A 19,982-nucleotide genomic window follows, 5' to 3' on the forward strand; every position below is an offset into this window, starting at 1 on the left:
GGAACGGACGACGGGATTCGGCCAAGGTGGCCGATAATGCCCGCACATTCTCGGCCGAAATGCCGAGAACTGCCTGTTCCGGAGCGAAGTTGCCGGTTCCGCAGGGGTACATCGAACACTGCGACCGCTTCGCCGAAAATAGTCCGCGTAGTACACTCGTTCGCGCGTCGCCCGAGCAGCCCGAAGGCGGCGGTCACCTCACCGTCGAATCATCCCCGAATCATCGCCGAAGGCCGCCACGATCAGCCGCGACAAACCGTCACCACGTCCCCGATTCATTATTCCACGGCACTGACACACTGCCGGCCAGGCGCCCTGCAACCCTGACACCTTGCGGCCCGGGCGCCCTGCGGTCCCGGTCGGCGCGGGCGCTCACGCCTGCGCTCCACCGGACGGCCGACGGCGATCGTTTTTCGGAGTGATTGGCGCCGCAGCACGGCGCACTGATTTCTGACTTTTATTCTGCTCACGACAGCAGGAAGCGCGGGGGAATGGACAACAATCAGCTTCGCTCGATGTTGGTAACCCAACGGAAGATGGTCGGATGGAGCCAGGAGCAATTAGCCGAACACTCCACCGTCAGCGTCCGCACCATTCGTAATCTGGAAACCGGCGCCATCAGGAATCCGCGGCGCAGTTCCGTGGAACTCCTGGTGGGCGCGCTGTTCTCCGCGGCGACCAACCGGGACGACCCCCTGCTCTCCCACGCCGTCCAGGCGGGCGCCCCGGCCGGGCTGCTGCCCGCCCGGCCGGAGCCCGGACCGCCGGTCCGCGTCGCCGAACTCCCGGACAACGCGCGCTGGCAGGGGCTGCGGCCCAAGACGGACGTCACCGTCGGCCGCCAGGCCGACCTGCTGCACGTCGTGACCGCCCTGCGGCCGGGCCGCCCGCTGGTGCTCACCGGACCGGCCGGGGTCGGCAAGACCCGGCTGGCGCTGGACTCCGCCGCCCACCTGCTGGACCGCTTCCGGGACGGTGTCGCGGTCCTGGAGCTCGGCTCGGTCACCCCCGAGGCCGTCGACCCCGCCGCCGCCTCGGCCCAGGCCCAGCGCGCGCTCGACACCCTCCTGCGGGGCGTCGGCCGCGACCCGCGGACCGACCCCGAGCCGCAGCTGCTGCTGGTCGTCGACAACGCCGAGCACGTCATCGACACGGTGGCCCGGCAGGTCAGGGCACTGCTGGCGCGGCACCCGGCGCTCCACATCATGATCACCTCGCTGCGGGCGCCCGCCGGGGTCCCGGCCGACCTGTGGGAGGTGGCGCCGCTGTCGGTCGACCACCCGGACGGCCCCTACGGCTGCCCGCCCGCCGCCGAACTGTTCTGCCGCCGGGTGCACTCGGTCGTCCCGACGCTCGACCTCGGCGACCAGATGCCGCAGGTGGTCGAGCTCTGCCGACGCCTCGGCGGCCTGGCGCTCGCGATCGAGAACGCCGCCGTCCGGATGCGCTCGGTGCCCCTGCACGTCCTGGTGGACGAGTGCCGGGTGCTCCCGATCCTCGGCCAGGAGGAGGTCGGCGGGCTCTCCCACCACCGCTCGCTGCACCGCAGCCTCGCCTGGGCGTACGGGCTCCTCGACGAACGGCAGCGCCGGGCGCTCAGACGGTTCTCCCGGTTCCCCGAGGAGTTCTCCATCGACGACGTCCGGCAGCAGCCGGTCGACGGCGGCCGGGAGCCCTCCCGCAACCTCGACGTGCTGGCCGAGCTGGTCGACTTCTCCGTCGTCCAGGTGAAGCGCGGCCACCAGTACGCGTACCGGGTTCCCCGGATGATGCGCGAGTACGTCAACGCCATCCCGGCCTGAGGGCCGGCCCCGTGCCGCCCGTGCTGGAGCACTGCTCCTGGCACGGGCGGCACGGGCTTTCTGAGCGCGGGTCAGCTCGCCGCGGTCGGACCGGACCGCCGCCCCCGCCTGATAGCCCGCCCTCCCGGCCCGTAACCCTTCATCCCGGTTACACCTATCCTGGGCCGCATGACCGACGCAGCCGACCGCAGCGCCGCCGACGGACCGCCCGCCACCCCGCCCGGGCTGCTCCTCACCACCCCCGGGGGCGGCCGCTTCCACTTCGACCCCGGCGCCCTCTGCCTGGAACTGCTCACCACCGGCGGCCCCGGCCCGTACGCCCGGTACGAGGTGCTGCACCGGCCCGCCGACCTCGCCGCCTGGCTCCCGCCGTCCCGGCTGCGACTGCCCGCCGACGCCGTACGGATCTCCCCCGCCCAGCTCGCCGCCGCCCGCACCCTGCGCGACGCCCTCTGGCGCCTGGCCGCCGCCCGCGCCCACGGCGGCCGGGGCACGCCCGCGGACCACGCCGTCCTCAACCGGGCCGCCGAGCACCCGCCGCTGGTCCCCCGGATCGCCCCCGACGGCACCGCGGCCGCCCCGCTGCCCGCCGACGGGGCCCAGCTGGTCTCCACCCTCGCCCGGGACGCCATCGCCCTGCTCACCGGCCCGTACGCGGACCGGGTCCGGGAATGCGGCGCCGACAACTGCCAACTGATCTTCGTCGACACCTCGCGGCCGGGCCGGCGCCGCTGGTGCTCCATGGAGCGCTGCGGCAACCGCCACAAGGTCCGCGCGCTACGCGCCCGCCGGGACTCCGAGGAGGCCCCGCCGACCTCCGCCCCCACCCCCGACTCCGGGCGTACACAGGCTGATCGACCGTCTGAGAGCATGGGCTGATGCGACCGCTGTACTCCGTTCCCCTCGGCATCGCCGCCACCGGCGCCGCCTGTCTCGCCTACTCCGTCGGGTACGAGGTCCGGGCCTTCCGCCTCCGCCGGATCGAGGTCCCCGTCCTCCCGCGCGGCGCCCGCCCGATCCGGGTCCTCCAGGTGTCCGACATCCACATGGTGAGCGGGCAGGGCAAGAAGCAGCGCTGGCTGAAGAGCCTGGCCGGCCTGCGCCCCGACCTGGTGGTCAACACCGGCGACAACCTCTCCGACCCGCTCGGCGTCCCGGCCACCCTCGACGCGCTCGGACCGCTCATGGAGTTCCCCGGCGTCTACGTCTTCGGCTCCAACGACTACTACGGCCCGGCCCGCAAGAACCCCGCCCGCTACCTCCAGGCCATGCGCAGCGGCGCCCACGGCATGAACAACCCCGACGGCACCGCCCGCCGCGGCATCACCGGCGCCGTCCACAACCCCTGGGAGAAGCTCCGCGACGGCTTCGACGCGGCCGGCTGGCTCGACCTCACCAACACCCGCGGCCGGCTCACCGTGAACGGGCTCGACCTGGAGTTCACCGGCCTCGACGACCCGCACATCCGGCGCGACCGCTACAGCGAGGTCGCCGGCGGCCCGTCCCCCGACGCCGACCTCTCCCTCGCCGTCGTCCACGCGCCCTACCTGCGCGTCCTCGACGCCTTCACCGCCGACCGCTACCCGCTGATCCTGGCCGGCCACACCCACGGCGGCCAGCTCTGCATCCCCTTCTACGGCGCCCTGGTCACCAACTGCGACATCGACACCCGCCGGGTCAAGGGCCTCTCCACCCACACCGCCGGCGGCCACCGCTCCCACCTCCACGTCTCGGCCGGCTGCGGCACCAACCGCTACACCCCCGTCCGCTTCGCCTGCCCCCCCGAGGCCACCCTCCTCACCCTCGTCCCGGCAGCCCGCTGACCCCCACCGGACGCCCGCTCGAAACCGGATTTCGTGTCTCGGCGAGCGTCCGGTAGAGTTCTACTCGTCGCGAAGGAGACGGAGCGACAAACCGCAAGACCGGGGTGTGGCGCAGCTTGGTAGCGCGCTTCGTTCGGGACGAAGAGGCCGTGGGTTCAAATCCCGCCACCCCGACCCAGTACAGAGGGCCTGCCGGAGAAATCCGGCAGGCCCTCTGTCGTTGTGCGTGACTGCAGATCACCAGCCAACCCCGAGCTGGGAAGAAGAGATTCGCAGGCGTGGCGCAGCTCACACGCCACCTCCTCCCTCCCACTCGGACAGGCAAGATCATCGGACCAGCGGTGACGGCCCTGCCCAGGTCACCCTCGGCGTCGGACCGGTCCGGGACCTCCATGCACTAGTGGCGGGCCAACGACACCCATCGACCAAGGTTGGGTGATCCACAGAGCAGGCCTATGCGCCGGCTACCGACGGTTCGACCAGTCCCGCTACGACTGCACTGGGCGACCCCGACCATCCGGCTGCAGAACGCCAAACGGAAGCGATGCCGTGGTGTTCCAGAAGGCGGACGTAGACGTCGCCGATCCCCTCGGTGAAGAGTGCCAGCTGCCTGGGCTGCTCCTCAGGCGGATAGAGCAGGAAGGAGTACGTCGCCAACTGCCCGAGTGCTTCTCGCACAGCGTGGGTGGCATTCCCCTGTTTCACGACCTTGGCCTCGATCAACCAGTGCGCAGACCCATTGCGTGCGACGATGTCTCTCGGATGCACGTTGGTTCCCACCTCGAATCCGTTGCTGCGAAGGTGAGTTCCGTAGTCCCTGACCAGGGTTTCGTGCTTCCTGGTCTTCACGATCTCGCGGCTCTTGATGGTCTGCACGTAGTCTTCGTCGCTCTTGGGAGCGAAGTGGAGCAGCGTGTCCTCGCTCTGCTCGTGCGGCCACGTGCCTTCTGCCCGAACCGTGAAGATGACGTCGCGCGTCGTCTGCCGCAGGTACTCCCGGGCGGCCAGGGCATCTTGGTAGAGCGCGATGAACCGCCGGAGGTCATCGCACAGCACGTCTTCATCAGGTAGATCGTCAACCCTGTAGGTGCGGGCAAGGACGTTCCCGCGCTCATACGACTGGGGCAGCCCCGGGCGACCGCCGAGATCGATGCCGGCGTCCAGGTCCTGGCCGCTGCCTTCGGACAATGCTCCACGGATGGCGCCCGCTTCCACCGCGAGCTTGCGATTCGCCTCTGCGGTTTTGTACTTCTCAAGAAGTTCAGTGACACCGTGGTTGAGACTGAGCGACACCGTCTCCATGTTCTCGGCGAAGAGGTACACCACGTACATGCCGTGCCGAGCCGTGGTGGTCTCGTCAGGGTCGAAGAACGCAACCCACGGGCAGAAGGCGGCTGCACCGGCGCCCGCACTCCCCTTGATGATGTATTCGCCCTGCACATAACCGGCAAAGTGGGACGGTGCATCTCTGAGGAGACGTGCAGTTGGTGTGCTGGTCCCCTTAAGACGGTCGTACGTCGTGCCAACCTCATGCAAGAAATCTCGAAGCGCCATGGAGGGCATCGTAGGCCGCAGCCACGACATCGGCTCCGCTCGCTCTCATCCAATTCGATCTGGCCGTTGGCCAGTTAGCCCAACGACCTCGCCATGGCAGGCGTCACCGAAGGATGTGGAACCGTGCGGTACGCGTGAACGTTCGCGATACGAAGCTCAACCCCTGGTCCATCGATGAGTCCATCGATCCTCTGACGTCGAGAGGTCCGAACTTTGCAGGAACAAGTCCCCACCATCACACCCATCGACTTCGACGGCTATGGAGAGGTGCCAGGTATAGAAGTCGGACGCTCCTTCGCCAGCCGACGGGAACTGGCAGCAGCCAAGGTGCACCGGCCGTTTCAGGCCGGAATCTGTGGCACGGCGGAACTCGGAGCCGAGTCCATCGTCGTCTCCGGAGGTTACGAGGACGACGAGGACGACGGTGACGTCATCGTCTACACCGGGCAGGGTGGGCGCGATCCGGAATCGGGTCGACAGGTGCGGGACCAAGAGCTCACCCTTGGCAATGCCGCCCTGGTAACCAGCCGGACCATCGACTCGCCGGTCCGCGTGGTCCGTGCGGTGCCACACAGTACCAAGCGGTCCGCCAACCCTAGCTACCGCTATGACGGACTCTTCCGGGTTGAAGACTCCTGGCACGACATCGGCCGATCCGGATTCCGGATCTGGCGCTACCGTCTCGTGAGTCTTTCTGGCTACGTGCCGGCCCACCGGGAGCCGACACTGCAGGAACCGGCCGGTCGGGACACTCCCACACGACTTGAAGCCAAGGTCCGCCGAATCGTTCGCAGCACCAAGGTGGCGAACTTCGTGAAGCGGGCCCACGACTTCGCCTGTCAGGTCTGCGGCGAGCGGCTTCGCACGCCCACGGGTGCATACGCCGAGGCGGCTCACATCCGGGGGCTGGGGCAGCCGCACAACGGGCCCGATGTCGCGAGCAATGTGCTCTGTCTCTGCCCCAACCACCACACGCTCTTCGACTTCGGCACGTTGGCCATTGCGGAGGACCTGACCATCACCGACCGCGCCACGGGTGCGGAGATCGGGAGGCTGCGGGAAGCTCCCGGCCATCGGGTGGACCAGGCGCACCTGGCCTATCACCGGGACCACTACTCCGAAGGCTGGAAGCACTCTCCAGACTCCGACAAATAGAGAAGTCTCTGGGGCCCTGCCGAACTCCTCGGCAGGGCCCCCGGGGTTTCGGGGGCGGGTCAGAGGGCGGTGGGGAGTTCGGTGCGGGAGGTGATGTTGAGCTTGGGGTAGGCCTTGTAGAGGTGGTGGGCGACGGTGCGGGGGCTGAGGAAGAGCTGGGCGGCGATGTCGCGGTTGGTGAGGCCCTGGGCGGCGAGGCGGGCGATCTGGAGTTCCTGGGGGGTGAGGGGGGCGATCTGGAGTTCCTGGGGGGTGAGGGGGGACTGCGGGGTGCCGGTGGGGGTGGCCGGGGTGGGGGCCGGGGTGCCGGTGGCGGAGAGTTCGGTGCGGGCGCGGGCGGCCCAGGGGTGGGCGGCGAGGCGGTCGAAGGTCTCCAGGGCGGCGCGCAGGTGGGGGCGGGCGTCGGTGCGGCGGCGGGTGCGGCGGAGCCATTCACCGTAGAGGAGGGCGGTGCGGGCCTGTTCGAAGGGGCGGTGGGCCGTTTCGTGCCGGGAGAGGGCGGCGCGGTAGGTGGTCTCGGCGAGTTCGTCGGGGCCGAGCAGGGCCTGGCAGCGCAGGCGGAGGGCCTCGGCCCAGGGGCGGTCGGCGGCGGCCGTCCAGCGGGCGAAGCGTTCGTAGGCTTCGGCGGCGCGTTCGGGGGTGCCGAGGCGGACGGCGGCCTCGACGAGGTCGGGGACGGCCCGGGTGGCGCTGACGTGGTGGCGGTGCGGACCGGTGGTGAGGGTGTGGAGCCGGTCGGCGGCGTCGCCGGCGCGGCCCTGGCCGAGGTCGCGCAGGGCGAGCGCCCACTGGGCCCAGGCCTGGCCGGCGGCGGGGGCGGCGGTCTGCGGGCCGGTGGTGGCGAGGGCGGTGGCGGCGAGTTCGGCGCAGTGGTCGGTGCGGCCGTCGAGCGCGGCCAGGTGGGCGAGCAGCGCGGTGAGTTGGCTGACCCACTGGTGCTGGCCGGTGTCCCGGGCGAGGCCGAGGCCTTCGGTGGCGGTGAGTTCGGCGTCGCGGTGGCGGCCGTGGAAGAGTTCGGCCTCGGCGAGGAAGAACTGCAGGGTGGGCATCACGCCGACGGTGCCCTTGGCGCGGGCCTCGGCGACGAGTTCGGCGGCGAGTTCGGCGGTCTCCTCGTCGCGTCCGAGGACCAGGGTGGCGCCGCACAGCTGGACGAGGTCGACCGGGCTCTCGGCCCCGGCCCGGCGGGCGGCCTCGGCGGCCTCCCGGACGGGCGGCAGCGGGCTGGCGGGGCGGCCGAGCGCGGGCAGGACCGCCGCGGGCAGGTGGCGGGCGAGCGGGGCGAGGGGGTCCTCGGCGGCGAGCGGCAGGACCGCCAGGCGGTCCAGGACGGCGGCCACCGGCTCCTCCCCCGCGTACCAGGCGGCATGGAAGGCCTGGAGCAGCATCCGGGCGGCGTACGGCGGGTCGATGTCGGTGCCGGCGGCGTCGAGCAGCAGCCGGTGGGCGGTCGGGTAGGAGCCGCGCCAGAAGTGGGCGGTGGCCCGGACCTGGTCGAGCAGGGCGTGCGCCAGGACGTTGTCGGTACGGCCGGAGGCCTCGTCGGCGAGCGCCTCGGCCCGTACCAACTCGCCTTCCTCGGTGGCGGCTTCGGCGGCCAGGACGAGCCGGCGGGTGGCGCCGTCGCGGTCCGGGGTGAGGCGGGCTGCGCGCTCGTACGCGGCGGCGCCGCCGTGGCCGCCGCGGCGGCCGGCGCGGACGGCGGTGCGCTCCAGCGCGTCGGCGAGGCCGGCGTCGGGGGCGGTGGCGGCGAGGGCGAGGTGCCAGGTGCGGCGGTCGCCGTCCGGCAGCGCGCCGGCGACGGCCCGGTGGACCGCCGTCTTCTGGTGGTACGGCGCCCGTTGGAGGATCGCGGAGCGCAGCAGCGGGTGCCGGAAGGCGATCCGGCAGTCGGCCGTGACCGTCACCAGGCCGGACGCCTCGGCGGGCGCGAGGTGTTCGGCGGTGACGCCGAGGGCGGCCGCGGCGGGCAGGACGACGTCCAGTGCCCCGCCCTCCTCGGTGGCGGCGACCAGCAGCAGTGTCTGGGTGGCCGCGGGCAGGCCGGTGACCTGGCCGTGGAAGGCGATCAGCAGCCGGCTGGTGAGCGGCAGGCCGCCCGGTGCCGGCGGCTGCGGCCCGGCGGCGACCGGGAGTTCGGTGAGCGCGAGCGGGTTGCCGGCCGCCTCGGCGAGCAGCCGGTCGCGGACGGTGGACGGCAGGTCGGGGCCGACCCGCCGGGCCAGCAGCCGGGTGGCGTCGGCCTCGGGCAGGCCGGTCACCTGCCGTTCGGGCAGGCCCAGCGGGCGTTCCGCCGGGCTGCCGTCGGCCCCGGACGGGCCGCCGGTGCGGGCGGCGAGCAGCAGGGCGACCCCCTCGGCCTGGAGCCTCCGGGCGGCCAGCAGCAGGGCGTCCAGGGAGGCCCGGTCCAGCCACTGCACGTCGTCGATGACGCACAACAGCGGCCGGTCGGCGGCGAGTTCGGCGAGCAGGCCGAGCGTGGCGAGCCCGACCAGCAGCCGGTCGGCGCCCGCCCCACCGCCGCCCGCCCCACCGCCGTCGCCTGCCCGGTTGCCCGCCCGGCCGTCGCCCGTCCGCTCGTCGTCGGAGAGCCCGAACGCCGCCTCCAGCGCCCGCCGTTGCGGGTCCGGCAGGACGTCCAGCCGATCCAGGCCGGGCGCGAGCAGCAGGCTCAGCCCGGCGTACGGCAGCTCGGCCTCGTACTCGACGCCGGCCGCCCGGACGACCCGGAACGCCTCCCCCGCCCGCGCGACGGCGTCGTCCAGCAGCGCGGTCTTGCCGATGCCGGCCTCGCCCCGGAGCAGCAGCACTCCGCTGCGTCCGGCCCGCGCCCCGTCCAACAGCCCGTCCACGGCGGCCTGTTCGCCTTCCCTCCCGTACAGCATGCCCCGACCCTACCCAGCGGGGCCGCGCACCACTGCCGGCCAGCGCACCGGTACACCTCCGCGGAGGCTACGTACCCCCATACCCATACGTGACGGATTCGCCGTCGGCCGCCCGTCCCTACCGTGGTGAGCACCGGGAACGACCCGGCCAACCACCCACCGGAACACGGGAGATGACGATGACCGAGATCACCACCGCCGCCCTCCAGCAGCTCGCCGAGCGCTACCTCGCGGTGTGGAACGAGACCGACCCGGCGGCCCGCCGCAAGCTGGTCGACGAGGTGTGGGCCGAGGACGGCCGCTACACCGACCCGCTGGCCGCCGTCACCGGCCGGGACGCGATCGACGCGCTGATCGGCGCCGCCCAGGCCCAGTTCCCGGGGCTGGAGTTCACCCTCGGCCCGGTCGACGCGCACCACGACGTCGCCCGCTTCACCTGGAACCTGGGTCCGGCCGGCGCGGAGCCGGTGGTGATCGGCTTCGACGTGCTGGCGGCCACCCCGGACGGCCGGATCGGCGCGGTGTACGGCTTCCTCGACCGCGTGCCGGGCGCCTGACCCCCTCAGACCGCCACTCCGGCCGAGGGGCGGGGCGCTCCCCACCGCTCCCGCCCCTCGGCACCGGCCGCCGACCCGCTTGAGTCGCCAACCCCCTTGAGGAGAGCCCGAGATGAGCACCGCCCTGAACGCCCGGCGGCCCGCCCCGGCCGAGACCGAGGCAACGGCGCCGACGGCCCCCAAGGGGCTGCTGCCGGTCGTCCTGACCGCCACCTTCATGACCGCCCTCGACATCTTCGTCGTCAACGTCGCCCTCCCCTCCCTCCAGGGCGACCTCGGCACCGGCCCGGCCGCCGTCCAGTGGGTGATGGCCGGCTTCAGCCTGGCCCTCGCGGCCGGCCTGGTCACCGCCGGCCGCCTCGGCGACCGGTACGGCCGCCGCCGGGTGTTCGGGCTCGGCCTGGCCCTCTTCACCCTCGCCTCCGCCGCCTGCGGCCTCGCCCCCACGGCGGCCGCGCTGGTCGGCGCCCGGGTGGCGCAGGGCCTGTCGGCGGCGCTGATGGGTCCGCAGGTGCTGGCGATCCTGCGGACCGCGTTCAGCGGCGCCGCCCAGGCTCGGGCCTTCGCCCGGTACGGGCTGACCATGGGCGTCGGCGCGGTGTTCGGCCAGCTGATCGGGGGGCTGCTGATCCGCGCGGACCTCTTCGGCCTCGGCTGGCGCAGCTGCTTCCTGATCAACCTGCCGATCGGACTGGCCGCCCTCCCGCTGGTCCGCCGCAGCCTGCCGGAGTCCCGCGCCCCGCAGCGGCCCGGCCTGGACCCGGTGGGCGTGCTGCTGGTCACCACCGCGCTGACCGGCCTGGTGCTGCCGCTGATCCAGGGCCCGCAGCTGCACTGGCCGCTGTGGACCGGGCTCTGCCTGGGCGGCTCGCTCGCCCTGCTGGCCGTCTTCGCCGTGCACCAGCACCGCACCACCGCCGCCGCCACCGCCACCACCGCCGCCGCCACGGCCACCACCGCGACCACCCCGCTGGTCGACACCCGGCTCTTCCGCGACCGCGCCTTCAGCGCCGGCCTGCTCGCCCAACTCGCCTTCTGGCTCGGCCAGGGCTCCTTCTTCCTGGTGCTCGCCCTGCACCTCCAGTTCGGCCGCGGCCTGGACGCGCTGGGCGCCGGACTGGTATTCACCGCGATCGGCCTGGGCTACCTGATCACCTCCAACACCACCCACCGCGTCACCGCCCGCCTCGGCGAGCGCCGCACCATCGCCCTCGGCGGGCTGCTGATGGCCCTCGGGCTCGGCCTGCTGGCCCTCACCGCGTACGGCGCCGCGGACGGCGGCGTCCGGTGGCTGGCGCCCGGGCTGTTCGTGGACGGCCTCGGCATGGGCCTGGTGATCGCCCCGGTGACCTCGGTGGTCCTGGCCGGCGTCGAGCCGCGGCTGGCCGGCTCCGCGGCCGGGGTGGTGTCCACCGTGCAGCAGGTCGGCGGGGCGCTCGGGATCGCGCTGATCGGCCTGGTCTACTACGGCGCCGGCGACCCGGCCGCCGCCTTCGGCCGCAGCGTCCTGGCCCTGGCGGTGCTGGAGCTGGTGCTCGTGGGCCTGGTCCGGTTCCTGCCGCGCGGAGCACACGGGGCCCCCGGAGCGGCCGAAGCGCACCGAGCGCACGAAGCACCGCACGAGGGCTGACCCCGGCATGGCCCCGGGCACCCGCCCCGGCCCCACGGAACCCGGGCCCCGGGCCGGGCGTTCGTGGACGCCCCGGCCACCGCGCACGGCGACACCTGCGCCGGCACCCCGCCGCCACCCCGGCGGCACGGGGCGGGTGGGCCGAAGCCCACCCGCCCGTTCCCTTCCCTCCCCCCGATCGGGTTGGATGGTCGGATGAGCGAGGAGAAGAGCGCCGTACCGGCGTGGGAGCAGCGGTTCAGGGCGGCCCGGGTGTCGCTGCCCGACTGGGCCGAGGACGCCCCCGACCGGTCGCTGTACGTGTCCAACGCGACCGGCACCTACGAGGTCTACGCCTGGGACCGCACCACCGGCGCCCACCGTCGGGTCACCGACCGTCCGAACGGCACCACCGACGCCGAGCTGTCCCCCGACGGCGACTGGGTCTGGTGGTTCGACGACCACGACGGCGACGAGTTCGGCGTCTGGCGCCGCCAGCCGTTCGCGGGCGGCCCCGACGAGGAGGCCGTGCCCGGCCTCGCCGCCTCCTACTCGGCCGGCCTGGCCCTGGGCCGCGACGGCACCGTGGTGGTCGGCCGCTCGACCGACGAGGACGGCACCACCCTGCACCTGCGCCGCCCCGGCGCCGCCGTGCCGGTCGAGGTCTACCGGCACGAGGAGTACGGCGGCATCGGCGACCTCAGCCACGACAGCACCCTGCTCGCCATCGACCACACCGAGCACGGCGACGCGATGCACTCCGCGATCCGGGTCGTGCGCATCACCGCCGACGGCGGCGTCGAGACCGTCGCCGAGCTGGACGAGGTCACCGGCCGGGACGAGCCGCGCGGCGTCGCCTGCCTGGGCTTCGCCCCGGTCGAGGGCGACACCCGCCTGCTGGTCGCCCACCAGCGCACCGGCCGCTGGGAGCCGATGATCTGGGACGTCGCCACCGGTGCCGAGACCGCCCTCCCGCTGCGCGACGAGCAGGGCCGCGAGCTGCCCGGCGACGTCTCCGCGCAGTGGCGCCCCGGCGCCGAGGCGCTGCTGGTGGAGCACGAGTACGAGGCGCGCAGCGAGCTGTTCTCGTACGCGCTCGCCGACGGCCGGCTGACCCGCCTGGAGACCCCGCGCGGCACCGTCAGCGGCGCCACCGCCCGTCCGGACGGCACCGTCGAGTACCTGTGGTCCTCCGCCGCCGAGCCCTCCGCCGTCCGCTCCACCGCAGGGACGGTCGTGCTGCGGGCGCCCGGCGCGGTGCCGCCCGGTTCGGTGCCGGTCGAGGACGTCTGGGTGGACGGGCCCGGCGGGCGGGTGCACGCCCTGGTGCAGCGGCCGGCGACGCCCGCGCAGGGCCCGTACCCGACCGTGTTCGAGATCCACGGCGGCCCGACGCACCACGACAGCGACTCCTTCGCCGCCGGTCCGGCCGCCTGGCTGGACCACGGCTTCGCGGTGGTCCGGGTCAACTACCGCGGCTCGACCGGCTACGGACAGGCCTGGACGGACGCGCTGCACGAGCGGGTCGGCCTGATCGAGCTGGAGGACATCGCGGCGGTCCGCGCCTGGGCTGTCGACAGCGGCCTCGCCGACCCGGCCCGGCTGGTCCTCACCGGCGGCAGCTGGGGCGGCTACCTGACCCTGCTCGGCCTCGGCGTCCAGCCCGACGACTGGGCCCTCGGCCTCGCCGCCGTCCCGGTCGCGGACTACCACACCGCGTACGCCGACGAGATGGAGGCGCTCAAGTCGCTGGACCGCACGCTCTTCGGCGGCACCCCGGAGGAGGTCCCGGAGCGCTTCACCGCCTCCTCGCCGCTGACCTACGTCGAGCGGGTGCGGGTGCCGGTCTACATCAGCGCCGGGGTCAACGACCCGCGCTGCCCGATCCGGCAGATCGACAACTACGTCGAGCGGCTGGAGCGGCTCGGCAAGCCGCACGAGGTGTACCGCTTCGACGCCGGGCACGGCTCGCTGGTGGTGGAGGAGCGGATCAAGCAGCTGCGACTGGAGATCGACTTCGTGCGGCGGCACCTGGGCACGGCCGGGCGTGACGGAGACGGAGGGGCTGCGTGAGACGCCTGCTGATGCTCGCGGGGGTGGCGGTCGCCGGAGCCCTGGTGCTCACCGGCTGCTCGGGCTCACAGCGGAACACCGCGTCCTGCCCGCCCCCGACCGGCCCGCCGGTACCGAGCTCCTCGGCCGTCGCGCCCGCGCCGGCCGTGCCCGCGTCACCGACCGCCGCCGCGACGCCGCCCGCCGGCGCCACACCGCCCGCCGCGCCGCCCGTCACTCCGCACGCCGGCACCGCGACCAAGGCGGGCGCGGCGGGTCCGGGGGCGGCCGTCGCACGGGCGGTGTACACGCCGCCCGCGGACGGGGGCGACCCGGTCCAGCTCGCCAAGGGGGGTGGCAAGAGCGGCTCGTCCGGTTCGAAGGGGTCGGGGTCCAAGGGCTCCAAGACCGGTCGCAGCGTGCACCACCACATCGACCACTACGACTCCGACGACCACAACGGCAGCGGCGGCAACGGCAACGGCCACTGTCACAGCGACCCGACGCCGCTGCCCACCGGCTCGTCGACCCCGACCCAGCCGCTGCTCCCCCCGCAGACGCCGACGCCGACGACGCCCCCGCCGGCGGTCAAGCCGACACCGGCACCGGCCCTGCCGACCAAGCGCTGAGCCGGGGCGGCCGAACGCCGAGCCGGGGCGGCCGAACGCCGAGCCGGCGTCGGCGTCAAGGCGCCGCCGGTCAGTCCAGGACCGGGTCCAGCCCGAGGGCCCGGTCCTGCTCCGCCTCCGCCTCCCGGCGCACCAGGCGGTACCACATGAAGACCACGAACCCGCCGAAGACGAACCACTCCAGGGTGTAGCCCAGGTTCTGGAACGCGCGCAGGGTGAGCCCGTCGCCGCCCTGGGGCTGCACGGTCGGTACGGAGGCCAGCCCGGCGGGCGCGTCGTCGGCGGCCACCCAGCCGTCGTACCAGCCGTCGTACTCCAGCACGTTCAGCAGCGAGGCCCGGTTGATCATGCCGAGCTGCCCGGCGGGCAGACCGCCCGCCACCGCGCCGTTGCTGCCCACCGACTCGTTGGCCTGGAGGCGCCCGGTCACCGTCACCTCTCCGCCCGGCGGCGGCCCGGCGACGGCCGGGTCCCCGGCCGACCAGCCGCGCACCACGGCGACGGCGTGTCCGTCGGCGGTGCGCAGCGGGGTGAGCACGTAGTAGCCCTGCTTGCCGTCCACCACCCGGTTGGGGACGAGCAGTTGGTGCTCGCCGTCGTAGCTGCCGGTCACCGTGACGGTCCTGCCGACGGTTTCCGTGCTCACCTGCGGGGTCGCCTGGTTGAGCAGCGCGTCGATCGGCCGGGCGTCACCCGAAGCGGTGACCGCCTGCTTGGCCTCCTGGTGCGTGGACACCCGGTCCTCGAAGCGGCCGAGCTGCCAGGAACCCAGCCACAGGCAGACCGCCACGGCCGCCACGGCCACGACGGTGCCGCCGAGCCAGCGCGGAGTCAGGAGGAACCGGTACACACCCCCACGGTATCCACTCCTCACACCCGCCCCGTCCCCCGGGCCCCGCACACGGCCGCCTCCGGGCGGTCGCCCCGGCCTCTCCTCTACATCGGCGGCCACGCTCAGGCCGTCGTCACCGAGCCGTCACCGAGCCGTCGGCGAGCCCGACGGCTGCGGCGCCGGGCCGCCCAGCCCCTGGACGCCGCCGCGGTAGACGGTGCCGCTGCACGCCACCGGCAGGGTCGCCGTGGCGGCCGCCGGGCTGCCGGGGGCGGGGGTGTGGGCGATGGTCACGGCGGGCGGCGCGGTGGTCGGGTTGCCGGTCGGCGTCGCGGTCGGGCTGGGGGCCGTGGTGGGGCCCGCCGACGGGGACGAGGAGGCCGGCGGGTTGGCGCTGACCTCACTGGTGGGGACGGAGGCCGGGGCGCCGGACTCGGCGGCGGGGACGTCCGAGCGCAGGGCCACCTGGTTGACGCTGTTCGACGGGGTGCTCAGGGTGCCCGAGCCGGTACAGGTCTGGTCGGGGACCCAGGCGAACGGCACCCGGTACCCGGCCCGCGGCGCGAGCACCGGCGGCTCCCCGTCCATCGCGGGCAGGCCGGCGGCCGGGTCGCCCGGGGCGTGGTCGGCGGTGCGGATGCGGCCGCGGTCGCCGCCGCTGACGGCGGTGACCGCCACCGAGCCCGGCCCGCCGAGCCGACAGCTGCGCCCGGACACGTTGTAGACGGTGAACGAGCCGTAGATCCGCCCGTCGCCGTCGGCCGTGCCGACCTGGGCGAGTCCCTCACCGAGGTCCGTCCGGGTGCAGAGCGGGACGATGCCGCCGTCACCGGCGCCGGAGGTCCCGCTGGGCGCGACGCCGCCGTCGGTGCTCGCCTGCCCGCCGCCGGGGCTGTGCGGGGCCGAGGCCGTACCGGGCGGCGGGGTGGTGTCGCCGGGGCCGCTCGGGTTCGCGTGCGAGGCCGCCCCGGTGCCGCCGGTCGTCCCGGCGGTGCCGCTGGGCGAGGTGGCGGCCGGGCTCTTGGCGTCGGCCGAGCCGGGGCCGCCGGAGAGCCCGAGGTGCTCCCCCTCGTGCAGGACGGGCAGGCCGATCGCGACGACGAAGGCGAGCGCGGCCGCCCCGGTCCAGGCACCGCGCCGGGCGGCCCGGCGGCGGGGCACCGCCCGCCGGATCCGCGGCAGCCCGCCGGCCGCGGGCTGGATGCCGGAGACGGCGCCGTGCAGGAGCTCGCGCACCGCCCGTTCCTCGGTGGACAGGGACAGCAGCTCCTCCGGGGCCTCGGCCCCGGGCCTGCTCGCTCTGGAAGCGCCGGGCCCGGTCGCCCCGGGCCCGGTCGCCCCGGGCGTCCCGGGTCCGTTCACCTCAGGCCCGCCCGCCTCCGGAGTGCCGTCCGCCGGCCGCCGTCGGTCGCCGTCCGCCTCAGCCATGTCCGGCCGCCATCTGGACGCGCAGGGCGGCGAGCCCGCGCGAGCCGTAGGCCTTCACCGAGCCGAGCGAGATGCCCAGGGTCTCGGCGACCTGCGCCTCCGTCATGTCCACGAAGTAACGCAGCACCAGAACCTCCCGCTGACGGCGTTGCAGACCACGCAGCGCGGCCTTCAACTGGTCGCGCTCCAGGGCATCGTAAGCACCTTCTTCTGCACTGGCCATGTCAGGCATGGGCTTCGGCAGCAGTCGCAGCCCGAGGATGCGGCGGCGCAGCGTGGAGCGGGACAGGTTGACGACCGTCTGCCGCAGGTACGCCAGGGTCTTCTCGGGCTCGCGCACCCGGCGCCGGGCGGCGTGCACCCGGATGAACGCCTCCTGGACGACGTCCTCGCAGGTCGAGAGGTCGTCGAGGAGCAGCGCGGCGAGCCGCAGCAGCGAGCGGTAGTGCGCCTGGTAGGTCGCGGTGAGCAGGTCCTCGCTGGTACCCGCGTCGGTACCGGCACCGGAGTCCGCCGCACCGGGTGCGGCCGCCGTCATCTGGTCTTCTTCCGGCCTACTCGCAGGCCTCGGGGCGCGCGAGGGGAAGGACACCGCGGCTCTTGCCGGGATGCCCGCCCTTGCCCCCACCATCACGTTCGCCACGCACGTTGGACACTCGATCCCCTGTCATGGTTGCCCAGCCCGGGGCCCATTCTTCCGCATCGGCTGAAGAGGCCTCCAGGGGATTCCCACGGGATTCCGGACAGATTGTGTCGAGGAGCGAACACAGGTATGGACACAGGTGTGGACACAAGCGGGCACATCGGAACCCGTGAGAGCCCGTCAGGACCGGGGCCCTCTCTTTCGGATCATGCCGGGCGCACGACGCCGGAGCACGCACCTCGCCGCGTTGTCGTCGGTCGCCGATGCTCCGCATGGACTCCCTCCTCCGCCTTGCGATGCACGCACTCCAACGCCGCGCGCTGATCCGACGTGATCCGAAAGAGAGGACCTAATCCGTCGGCGTTCCCGCCGTCAGCTCCGCCGCCACCAGCTCGGCCAGCTGCACCAGGTTGAGCGCCGCGCCCTTGCGCAGGTTGTCCCCGCAGAGGAAGAGGTCCAGCGCCTCCGGCTCGTCCAGCGCCCGCCGGACCCGCCCGACCCAGACCGGGTCCGTCCCGACCACGTCGTTCGGCGTCGGGAACTCGCCCGCCGCCGGGTCGTCGTAGAGGACCACGCCGGGCGCGTCCCGCAGGATCTCCTGCGCGTGCTCCTGGGTGACCTCGCGTTCGAACCGCGCGTGCACGGCCAGCGCGTGGGTGCGGACGACGGGGATGTGGACGCAGGTCGCCGAGACCTTCAGGGCGGGCAGGCCGAGGACCTTGCGGGACTCGTCGCGGATGCCCATCTCCTCGGCGGACCAGCCGCCGTCGCGCAGCCCGCCGGTCCAGGGCACGGCGTTGAGCGCGAGCGGGGCGGCGAACGGCCCCTGATCGGCGATCAGCGCGCGCAGGTCGCCGGTCTGCCGGCCGACCGCGGTGCCCGCCACCAGCCCGGTCTGCGCGCGCAGCGCCGCCTCGCCGTCGCGGCCCTCGCCGCCGGCGGCCTGGTAGGAGGCGACCACGAGCTGCGCCAGCCCGTACTCGGCGTGCAGCGCGCCGACCGCGGCGATCATCGCGAGGGTGGTGCCGGCCGGACTGGCGACGATGCCGCGCGGGCGGATCCGCAGCGCGGCCGCGTTGACCTCCGGGACGACCAGCGGTACGTCCTCCGCGGTGCGGAAGGCGGCCGAGTCGTCGACCACCACGACGCCCTTGGCCGCCGCGATCGGCGCCCACTGGGCGGAGACCTGGTCGGGGACGGCGAAGACCGCGACGTCGATCCCCGCGAAGGCCTCCTCGGCCAGCGGGACGACCCCGACGGTCTCCCCGCGCACCACCGCCGTACGGCCGGCCGAGCGCGGGGAGGCGACGAGTCGGACCTCGCCCCAGACGTCCTGGCGGAGGGAGAGCAGCCCGAGCAGCACCTCGCCGACCGCGCCGGTGGCTCCGACGACGGCGAGGTTGGGACGCCGGGTCATCGCCCGGCGTCCCGGCCCGGTGCCCGGGTCATCGCCCGGTGCTCCCGCTCCGTTCCCGGGTCATCGCCCGGTGCCGCCGTAGACGACGGCCTCGTCGCTCTCGCTGTCCAGGCCGAAGGCGCTGTGCACGGCACGGACGGCCTCCGGCACGTCGTCGGCGCGGGTGACCACCGAGATGCGGATCTCCGAGGTGGAGATCAGCTCGATGTTGACGCCCGCGGCGGACAGCGCCTCGAAGAAGGTCGCCGTGACGCCCGGGTTGGAGCGCATGCCGGCGCCGACCAGCGAGATCTTGCCGATCGCGTCGTCGTAGCGGAGCGACTCGTAGCCGATGCCCTGCTTGACCCGGCCCAGCGCGTCGATGGCCTTCTGGCCCTCGGTCTTGGGCAGGGTGAAGGAGATGTCGGTCAGGCCGGTCGACGCGGCGGAGACGTTCTGCACCACCATGTCGATGTTGACCTCGGCGTCGGCGATGGCGCGGAAGATGCGCGCCGCCTCGCCCGGCTTGTCGGGCACGCCGACGACGGTGACCTTGGCCTCGGAGGTGTCGTGGGCGACTCCGGAGATGATGGCCTGCTCCATCTCGCCCCCTTCGGGCTTGTTCGGGTTGTCGTTGCTGACGATCGTCCCGGGAAGACCCGAGAAGGACGAGCGTACGTGAATCGGGATGTTGTAGCGACGGGCGTACTCGACACACCGATCGAGCAGCACCTTGGAACCCGACGAGGCCAGCTCCAGCATGTCCTCGTAGGCGATCCAGTCGATCTTGCGGGCCTTCTTCACCACGCGCGGGTCGGCGGTGAACACGCCGTCCACGTCGGTGTAGATCTCGCAGACCTCGGCCTTCAGCGCGGCGGCGAGCGCCACGGCGGTGGTGTCCGAGCCGCCCCGGCCCAGCGTGGTGATGTCCTTGCTGGTCTGGGAGACGCCCTGGAAGCCGGCCACGATCGCGATGTTGCCCTGGTCCAGGGCGGTGCGGATGCGACCGGGCGTCACGTCGATGATGCGCGCCTTGTTGTGCACGGAGTCGGTGATGACACCGGCCTGGCTGCCCGTGAAGGACTGCGCCTCGTGCCCCAGGGATTTGATCGCCATGGCGAGCAGCGCCATGGAGATGCGCTCTCCAGCGGTCAGCAGCATGTCGAACTCACGGCCGGCAGGCAGCGGTGACACCTGCTCCGCGAGTTCGATGAGCTCGTCCGTCGTGTCGCCCATCGCGGACACCACGACGACGACCTCATGGCCGGCCTTCTTGGCGTCAACGATTCGGCGGGCCACGCGCTTGATGCCTTCGGCATCCGCAACGGATGAGCCGCCGTACTTCTGCACGACAAGGCCCACGTGCGCTCCTCGACTCGAAGTCTTTTCCGGGGGCTACGGGCCCCCGTACCCCCCGGGGGAGAGGGGGGTGCGGTCGTCGTCAGTCTACCGAGCAGGGGTGCTCCGACCGGCGCTTTCCATATCGTGAGACGGTAGTTTCAGCACGTGAGCGGCCGTACGGGCGGCTCCGCCGTCAGGTCTGCGGGCGATTCGGTACCGCTCCGAAGAATCGCCCGACCGGGGGACGGCGATCCGGCCGGATTTCTTTTCCGGCCG

At 73.5% G+C, this 19,982-nt stretch carries 15 protein-coding genes and 1 tRNA gene; 9 read left to right on the plus strand and 7 right to left on the minus strand.

What is annotated here, in order from left to right; all coding sequences use genetic code 11:
* Nucleotides 1–536 precede the first annotated feature (536 nt).
* From ACLWS4_RS08885 to ACLWS4_RS08900, 4 genes are all read left to right on the plus strand, one after another.
* Complete coding sequence (locus ACLWS4_RS08885) at nt 537–1,802, plus strand: helix-turn-helix domain-containing protein (RefSeq protein WP_255357465.1); 1,266 nt, start codon at nt 537–539, stop codon at nt 1,800–1,802.
* Nucleotides 1,803–1,970: 168 nt separating this feature from the next.
* Entirely contained in the window at nt 1,971–2,681 is a 711-nt protein-coding gene (locus ACLWS4_RS08890; RefSeq protein WP_388044976.1) for a CGNR zinc finger domain-containing protein, read from the plus strand.
* The gene (locus ACLWS4_RS08895; RefSeq protein WP_049658238.1) at nt 2,681–3,625 is read left to right on the plus strand and encodes a metallophosphoesterase; all 945 of its coding nucleotides are present in this window, start codon (nt 2,681–2,683) and stop codon (nt 3,623–3,625) included. Before ACLWS4_RS08890 ends, ACLWS4_RS08895 begins: the two co-directional genes overlap by 1 nt.
* 100 nt (nt 3,626–3,725) lie before the next feature.
* Nucleotides 3,726–3,799: transfer RNA gene (locus tag ACLWS4_RS08900), tRNA-Pro, on the plus strand.
* Between the two features lie 279 nt (nt 3,800–4,078).
* Here ACLWS4_RS08900 and ACLWS4_RS08905 read toward each other — a convergent pair.
* Nucleotides 4,079–5,179 (minus strand): MrcB family domain-containing protein, encoded by a 1,101-nt coding sequence (locus tag ACLWS4_RS08905; protein WP_416873719.1) that lies wholly within the window; start codon nt 5,177–5,179, stop codon nt 4,079–4,081.
* Between the two features lie 213 nt (nt 5,180–5,392).
* Here ACLWS4_RS08905 and ACLWS4_RS08910 point away from each other — a divergent pair, with 213 nt between their 5' ends.
* Nucleotides 5,393–6,334: a YDG/SRA domain-containing protein gene (locus ACLWS4_RS08910; RefSeq protein ID WP_416873720.1), complete on the plus strand. Its 942-nt coding sequence runs from the start codon at nt 5,393–5,395 to the stop codon at nt 6,332–6,334.
* 59 nt (nt 6,335–6,393) lie between these two features.
* Here the strand turns inward: ACLWS4_RS08910 and ACLWS4_RS08915 are convergent, their stop codons facing one another.
* Nucleotides 6,394–9,219 (minus strand): AAA family ATPase, encoded by a 2,826-nt coding sequence (locus ACLWS4_RS08915; RefSeq protein WP_416873721.1) that lies wholly within the window; start codon nt 9,217–9,219, stop codon nt 6,394–6,396.
* Nucleotides 9,220–9,398: 179 nt separating this feature from the next.
* Here ACLWS4_RS08915 and ACLWS4_RS08920 point away from each other — a divergent pair, with 179 nt between their 5' ends.
* The 4 genes from ACLWS4_RS08920 to ACLWS4_RS08935 all read left to right on the plus strand — a co-directional run bounded on the left by ACLWS4_RS08920 (nt 9,399) and on the right by ACLWS4_RS08935 (nt 14,066).
* On the plus strand, nt 9,399–9,776 hold the full coding sequence (locus ACLWS4_RS08920) for a nuclear transport factor 2 family protein (protein ID WP_117491817.1): 378 nt from the start codon (nt 9,399–9,401) through the stop codon (nt 9,774–9,776).
* A gap of 112 nt (nt 9,777–9,888) precedes the next feature.
* Nucleotides 9,889–11,406 (plus strand): MFS transporter, encoded by a 1,518-nt coding sequence (locus tag ACLWS4_RS08925; RefSeq protein ID WP_416873722.1) that lies wholly within the window; start codon nt 9,889–9,891, stop codon nt 11,404–11,406.
* 195 nt (nt 11,407–11,601) lie between these two features.
* Nucleotides 11,602–13,458: a S9 family peptidase gene (locus tag ACLWS4_RS08930; protein WP_375877592.1), complete on the plus strand. Its 1,857-nt coding sequence runs from the start codon at nt 11,602–11,604 to the stop codon at nt 13,456–13,458.
* Nucleotides 13,455–14,066, plus strand: coding sequence for a hypothetical protein (locus ACLWS4_RS08935; protein ID WP_117488547.1), 612 nt, complete (start codon nt 13,455–13,457; stop codon nt 14,064–14,066). Before ACLWS4_RS08930 ends, ACLWS4_RS08935 begins: the two co-directional genes overlap by 4 nt.
* Nucleotides 14,067–14,136: 70 nt before the next feature.
* On the opposite strand, the gene ACLWS4_RS08940 is transcribed toward ACLWS4_RS08935, so the two are convergent.
* The 5 genes from ACLWS4_RS08940 to ACLWS4_RS08960 form a co-directional block, all read right to left on the minus strand.
* Nucleotides 14,137–14,916, minus strand: a complete 780-nt coding sequence (locus ACLWS4_RS08940) for an SURF1 family protein (RefSeq protein WP_049661142.1) — start codon at nt 14,914–14,916, stop codon at nt 14,137–14,139.
* 126 nt (nt 14,917–15,042) lie between these two features.
* Nucleotides 15,043–16,134 (minus strand): hypothetical protein, encoded by a 1,092-nt coding sequence (locus ACLWS4_RS08945; protein ID WP_416873723.1) that lies wholly within the window; start codon nt 16,132–16,134, stop codon nt 15,043–15,045.
* 184 nt (nt 16,135–16,318) lie between these two features.
* A complete protein-coding gene (locus ACLWS4_RS08950) occupies nt 16,319–16,864 on the minus strand; it encodes a SigE family RNA polymerase sigma factor (protein ID WP_049658157.1) in 546 nt (181 codons plus the stop codon).
* 454 nt (nt 16,865–17,318) lie between these two features.
* Nucleotides 17,319–18,386, minus strand: coding sequence for an aspartate-semialdehyde dehydrogenase (locus ACLWS4_RS08955; protein ID WP_117488551.1), 1,068 nt, complete (start codon nt 18,384–18,386; stop codon nt 17,319–17,321).
* 60 nt (nt 18,387–18,446) lie between these two features.
* Nucleotides 18,447–19,727, minus strand: coding sequence for an aspartate kinase (locus tag ACLWS4_RS08960; RefSeq protein ID WP_074001801.1), 1,281 nt, complete (start codon nt 19,725–19,727; stop codon nt 18,447–18,449).
* Nucleotides 19,728–19,982 lie beyond the last annotated feature (255 nt).

The sequence above is a fragment of the Kitasatospora sp. SC0581 genome (assembly GCF_048159585.1).
Classification (GTDB): Bacteria; Actinomycetota; Actinomycetes; order Streptomycetales; family Streptomycetaceae; genus Kitasatospora.